At 53.1% G+C, this 5,349-nt stretch carries 5 protein-coding genes; 3 read left to right on the plus strand and 2 right to left on the minus strand.

What is annotated here, in order from left to right; genetic code table 11:
* On the minus strand, positions 1 to 255 hold a 255-nt coding region (locus FV220_RS23905; protein ID WP_246689530.1), incomplete at its 3' end, for a squalene/phytoene synthase family protein.
* Positions 236 to 1,765 carry a phytoene desaturase gene (locus FV220_RS23910; RefSeq protein WP_147833466.1) on the minus strand — a complete coding sequence of 510 codons (1,530 nt, stop codon included), beginning with the start codon at positions 1,763 to 1,765 and terminating at the stop codon, positions 236 to 238. The genes FV220_RS23905 and FV220_RS23910, both read right to left, overlap by 20 nt.
* A 502-nt stretch (positions 1,766 to 2,267) precedes the next feature.
* On the opposite strand from FV220_RS23910, the gene FV220_RS23915 reads away from it, so the two are divergent.
* Genes FV220_RS23915 through FV220_RS23925 form a run of 3 tightly spaced genes read left to right on the plus strand, consistent with a single transcriptional unit; the run spans position 2,268 to position 5,277 of the window.
* The gene (locus FV220_RS23915) at positions 2,268 to 2,597 is read left to right on the plus strand and encodes a hypothetical protein (protein ID WP_147833467.1); all 330 of its coding nucleotides are present in this window, start codon (positions 2,268 to 2,270) and stop codon (positions 2,595 to 2,597) included.
* 9 nt (positions 2,598 to 2,606) lie between these two features.
* The gene (locus FV220_RS23920; RefSeq protein ID WP_147833468.1) at positions 2,607 to 3,461 is read left to right on the plus strand and encodes a hypothetical protein; all 855 of its coding nucleotides are present in this window, start codon (positions 2,607 to 2,609) and stop codon (positions 3,459 to 3,461) included.
* Positions 3,454 to 5,277, plus strand: coding sequence for a DUF87 domain-containing protein (locus tag FV220_RS23925; RefSeq protein WP_147833469.1), 1,824 nt, complete (start codon positions 3,454 to 3,456; stop codon positions 5,275 to 5,277). Before FV220_RS23920 ends, FV220_RS23925 begins: the two co-directional genes overlap by 8 nt.
* Positions 5,278 to 5,349 lie beyond the last annotated feature (72 nt).

The raw sequence follows: 5,349 nt of genomic DNA on the forward strand, positions 1-5,349 counted from the left end.
CGCCACGGCGGGGCGGCGCCCGCTTTCGGCGACGTCGTCCACCGCATCGTCGGAGAGGCGGCAGAAGGCGTAGAGCCCGTAGGCCGGCCGGCGGATGGAGGGCGGCAGCAGGGCGGAGGCGGCAAAGAAGCTGCGCGACCCGGTGCGGATCGCCGCCCGGCAGGCGGCATGGTCGGCCGCCTCCGCATGGGGGATCGCCCAGAGGGGCGGCCGAAGTAAGTCAAGCCGGGAAAGGTTAGGCGAAGACGCGCGCATCCGGCACCACGGTATCGAGAATTCGGGCGGAGGAGAGGACGCCGGGCAGGCCGGCGCCGGGATGGGTGCCGGCTCCCACGAGGTAGAGCCGCGCCACGTCCTCGGAGGCGTTGTGCGGCCGGAACCAGGCAGACTGGGTCAGCACCGGTTCGAGGCCGAAGCCCGAGCCGCGAAAGCTCAGGAAATCGGCCGCGAAATCCCCTGGATGCGTCACCTTCGAGGTGACGATGCTCTCCGACAGGCCCGGCATCACGGTGGCCTCGAGATGCTGCGCGATGGCGCGGCGATAGGGCTCCGCCTCTGCCGTCCAGTCCTGGCCGCCGGCGAGGTTGGGCACCGGGGAGAGCACGTAGAACGCGTCGCAGCCGGGCGGCGCCAGGAGCGGATCGGTGGCGGTGGGGCGGTGCAGGTAGAGGCTGAAATCCTTCGACAGCACCTTGCGCCGGAAGATGTCGTCGATGAGCCCGCGATAGCGCGGCCCCATCAGGATGGTGTGGTGGGCGATGTCCGGAAAGGTCCGGTTCGTGCCGAAATACCAGACGAACAGGCCCATGGAGGAATGCGACCGGTCGAGCCGGCGGTCGGTCCAGCGCCGCCGCACCCCGTCGGGCAGGAGGGTGCGGTGGGTGAAGGCGGAATCGGCGTTCGAGACGACGATGTCGGCGGCGATGCGCTCGCCCGAGGCGAGGGCGACGCCGGTGGCGGCCCCGTCCTCCACGAGGATGCGCGAGACCTCCGCGCCGCAGCGGAGCGACCCGCCCTGCCCCCGGATCAGCCCGGCGAGCCCGTCCACCAGGCGGCCGGTGCCGCCGAGGGCAAAATGCACGCCCCAGCGCCGTTCGAGATGGGCGATGAGGCAGTAGATCGCGCTCGCCCGGAACGGGCTGCCGCCGATGAGGAGCGGGTGGAAGCTGAAGATCGTCCGCAGGCGCTCGTCGCGGATATGGCTCGCCACCACGTCGTAGACGCTGCGATGCCCGCCGAGCCGCACCAGATCGGGCATGATCCGCAGCATGTCGGCGACCGACGTGAAGGGCACGTGGCCGAGCCGCTCGAACCCGACCTCGCAGATCGCCCGCGAGCGCTCCATGAAGCGCTCGTAGCCGGCCACATCCCCGGGCGAGAACCGCGCCACCTCCGCGCGCATGGCGGAAAGATCGCCGCTGTAATCGAAGGTCGCCCCGTCCTCGAAGCGGATGCGGTAGAACGGCAGCATCGGCGCCAGGACCACGTCGTCCTCCATGCGCCGCCCGCACAGGGTCCAGAGTTCCTCGAAGAGGAACGGCGCGGTGACGATGGTCGGCCCGGCATCGAAGGTGAAGCCGTCCTGCCGATGCACCCGCGCCCGCCCGCCGGGCTGCTCCAGCCGCTCCAGCACCGTGACCCGGTAGCCCCGCGCTCCGAGCCGGATCGCGGCGGCCAGCCCCCCGAAGCCACTGCCGATCACCACCGCATGGGGGCGCTTGGCCGGCCGGGACGAGGAGGTCGGCACATCGCTGAGTGTCAACATAGGGTGACACTATCAGGGGTGAAATCGCGGAGGCAAGCGCTGATTTGGGAATGACAGGCAGATCTCGTTAACAGACGACCGATCAGGAATTTATTGCTATAAAATAGTTGATTTCGATCAATTTCGTTGGCTTGACTAATGTCAGCATGATTTAAAAGTGCAAATTATTTCGCTGTGTGGCGAGTCAGCGATAGCGATTGGTCAGTTTGACGGCGAATGCCTCACATAGGTAGCTTCCCGCTAACTATCGATCTTTCTCTGGGCCACTGGTAAAAGGATCGCATCCTTGGGTGCGAACTAGCGCCTCCGTTATCGAGCTTCGCATTGCGTATGTAATTAGACTACGGTATCGATATGAAGTGTCTTCATTCAGCCAACTGGCAGCTTGACAACGAACAGGCTCTACCTTTCGTTTCCAAAGTAGGATATCAGCCACTTTCCATTTTATCTTTGATATCTATAATTTTGTATGGAATCTTTCCTGAAAGCCGGGGAATAAGGCGTGTCTAGAACTGCGGAGTATTCGATTAAAGGGTATTTATACCAATTTCTTCGCTATCTGTCGGAGATTCTTGCTGCTGGGAAAGATACTAAAATTACAATTGAAGGGGCAATAGAGGACGTGGATGTTGCAGCCCCAGGGCTGACAATTGCTGTACAGTGCAAATATCATGAGCAAGTCGAAAAATTTACGCTCGGTAAAATCTACAAGCCTATTATTTTGATGCTGGAACACTTTTCAAATACAATTGAATTAAAGCCAAAAATTTATTATAGGCTCTTCTGTCATTTTCCTGATCAAGAAGGATTTCGTCAACTTACAAAAGAATAGCTTTCATCTGTGCTTGCCACTAAGAGTGAGAGCCTCACGGCGATCATTGCACGTATTTCCCCGGATGTTGACCACGAGGAGTTCTTGAGGCGGTTCTCGATTGAATTCGGGCCTTCTGTACAAGATCTTCAGAAATCGGTGATTGAGGCGTTGATACAGAAGGGCTTCAGCGCCGACGATATCAATGCTGTAGTTTTTCCAAACGCTATCCAGAGGATTGTAGATCTTGCAACGCAGCTCACCGTATCGGACAGGACGGTGGAACCTGAAACATTTCTCGCGGCGTTGAAAGACGTGCGGCGGGTTGCCTTCACGCGTTGGACGCGTGAGCTCACAACCCGTGCCCAGATTTTCAAGCGGTTGCGCGAGGACCTGAAGCCATCTCTTGCACAAAACGCCCGTGCCCGAACCTTTATAATCGAGCCGTCAAATATCGAGAATTTTGATAATAGAATCATACTATTCATAAAAAATTTTGTAGAGCGCTACAGCTGTAAATACCTCCACTCCGATCCACCGCTTTTTATTATTGCGGGAGCTTATGATGTCGGAGCACTACAAGCTCGCCTGTACGTCGCTGGCCTTCGCTGCGAAAGAGGTATGGTTGGTGAAACAACGGTTGTTGCGAAGGAGTTGTTCCGCACGCCACTCATTAAACGGCAGCCGTTCAAAATTGAATTCAGTCTACGATTAGCTAATCGTAACGATTTAAATGAAGTTCCAGAAAAAAGACCGGACGATCTGTTCCTTGTAAATATCTCGAATGATACCTGGGAGCATCCAGATATCAACGTACATAAGTTTGAAATTGAGTGCCTTTCAGATCTCGAATATGCCCTCCAATTAAGGAACAACTATGCTTGAACTTGGTGAGCCAATTGGCAGCGTGATAGAAAGCTCTCCTTCGCTCATACGAATTGAAATTTCAAGTGCGGCGGATTTTGAGAAGGAAAAAGCAAAGCTGGGTATTGGACAGTATTTGATGGTAGCTTCAGGAAATAATTTGTATTTACTTGCTACTATTATAGCGGTTCGTGCCTCGCACAGCGAGCGCAAGTTGGGCGCTGAGGATACATGCGATGCAGAAACGATCATTTTCCGGTTTCAGATTGATGCTCAGCCAGTGGGCACATTGTCCGAGGATAATATCTTTTCGCGCGGATCACACGCCTTGCCGGTTCCAACAGAATATGCGTATGTAACACCTGCCGCTGTGTTAAATAATATTTTTGCTAAACAAATTCAATCGTCATTTTCACTTGGAACACTTAGCATTGATTCTAAAGTAAAACTTGAAATTGACGGCGATCGGTTCTTTAGCAAGCATGTTGCAGTTGTGGGATCTACAGGATCAGGTAAATCTTGCGCGGTGGCCAAAATCCTGCAAACGGTGATGGGCATAGACCCGAAAGGAAATTCCCATAAAGGGGCCCAAAAAAACTCACACATCGTCATTTTTGATATTCACGCCGAATATGCTGCAGCCTTTCGCTTGAAGGAAACAGAAGGCTTCACTCTAAACTTGCTCGACGTTGAAACACTTCGCTTGCCTTATTGGTTAATGAATGCGCGTGAGCTTGAGGAGATGTTTATTGAGAGTAATGAACTTAATTCGCACAATCAGATATCACAGTTCCGCCACGCTGTAGTTCGCAATAAGTGCCGGCACAATCCTACATTGGCGGATGTCTCATTTGATACTCCTATTTATTTTTCGATCAATGAGGTCGTTACTTACCTAGAAAATATGAACTCAGAGGTTGTTAGTCAGCTCGCCGGTGAAAATAAGCCAAAGTGCTTAGATGGACAGCTTATACATAGTAGAGAGGACCACTATTTTGCCAGAAATTTAGAGTTTATAGTTGCTTCTCAGTCGAAAGAAAATAAAGCAAAAAACGGACCCTTTAACGGGGAGTTCGATAGACTGATCCTGAGGCTAAGGACGCGTCTAGCTGATCCGCGCCTACGTTTCTTGTTATCGCCGAAGAAGACTGATGGTGGCGATATCACTACAGGCGATTTTGCTGACATTGTACGTCAGTTTATTGGTTACTTGAGTCGTTCGAATGTCTCAATTGTTGATTTAAGCGGCATTCCATTTGAGGTTATTAGTATAGTTGTTAGCTTAATTTCCAGAATGATATTTGATTTTAGTTTTCATTATTCTAAGATCCGACACATGAGCGGTAATGTTAGCGACGTTCCAATAATGCTTGTTTGTGAAGAGGCTCATAATTATGTTCCGCGCTCCGGAGGAGCACAGTATGATTCCTCGCGAAAGTCAATTGAGCGCATTGCAAAGGAAGGTCGGAAGTATGGCGTCACTTTAATGGTGGTAAGCCAGCGACCTTCGGAGGTGTCTGAAACAATCTTTTCGCAGTGCTCTAACTTTATCTCCTTGCGGCTCACTAATGCAGTCGATCAGAACTATATCAAGTCACTTCTCCCCGATTTATCTGCTGGTGTCGGCGATTTACTACCGAACCTTGCGCAGGGCGAATTCTTGTTGGTGGGCGATGCTCCGTTAATGCCGAGCGTTGGACGCCTTGCGCTACCAGTGCCTGAACCCCACTCGCGCAGTGTAAAGTACTTACAGGAATGGAGCGCCGGTTGGCGTGACGTGAATTTTGATGACGTCATCAATCGGTGGCGAGGGAAAGTCTTTATTTCTGGTGCATAGTTGCATAATTAGAGATGAATTACAAATAAGAGGATGCTAGTTGTCCTCTTGTTTGTCTGTAAGTAAATATAT

Origin of the sequence: Methylobacterium sp. WL19 (assembly GCF_008040005.1) — a bacterium.
GTDB lineage: Bacteria > Pseudomonadota > Alphaproteobacteria > Rhizobiales > Beijerinckiaceae > Methylobacterium > Methylobacterium bullatum.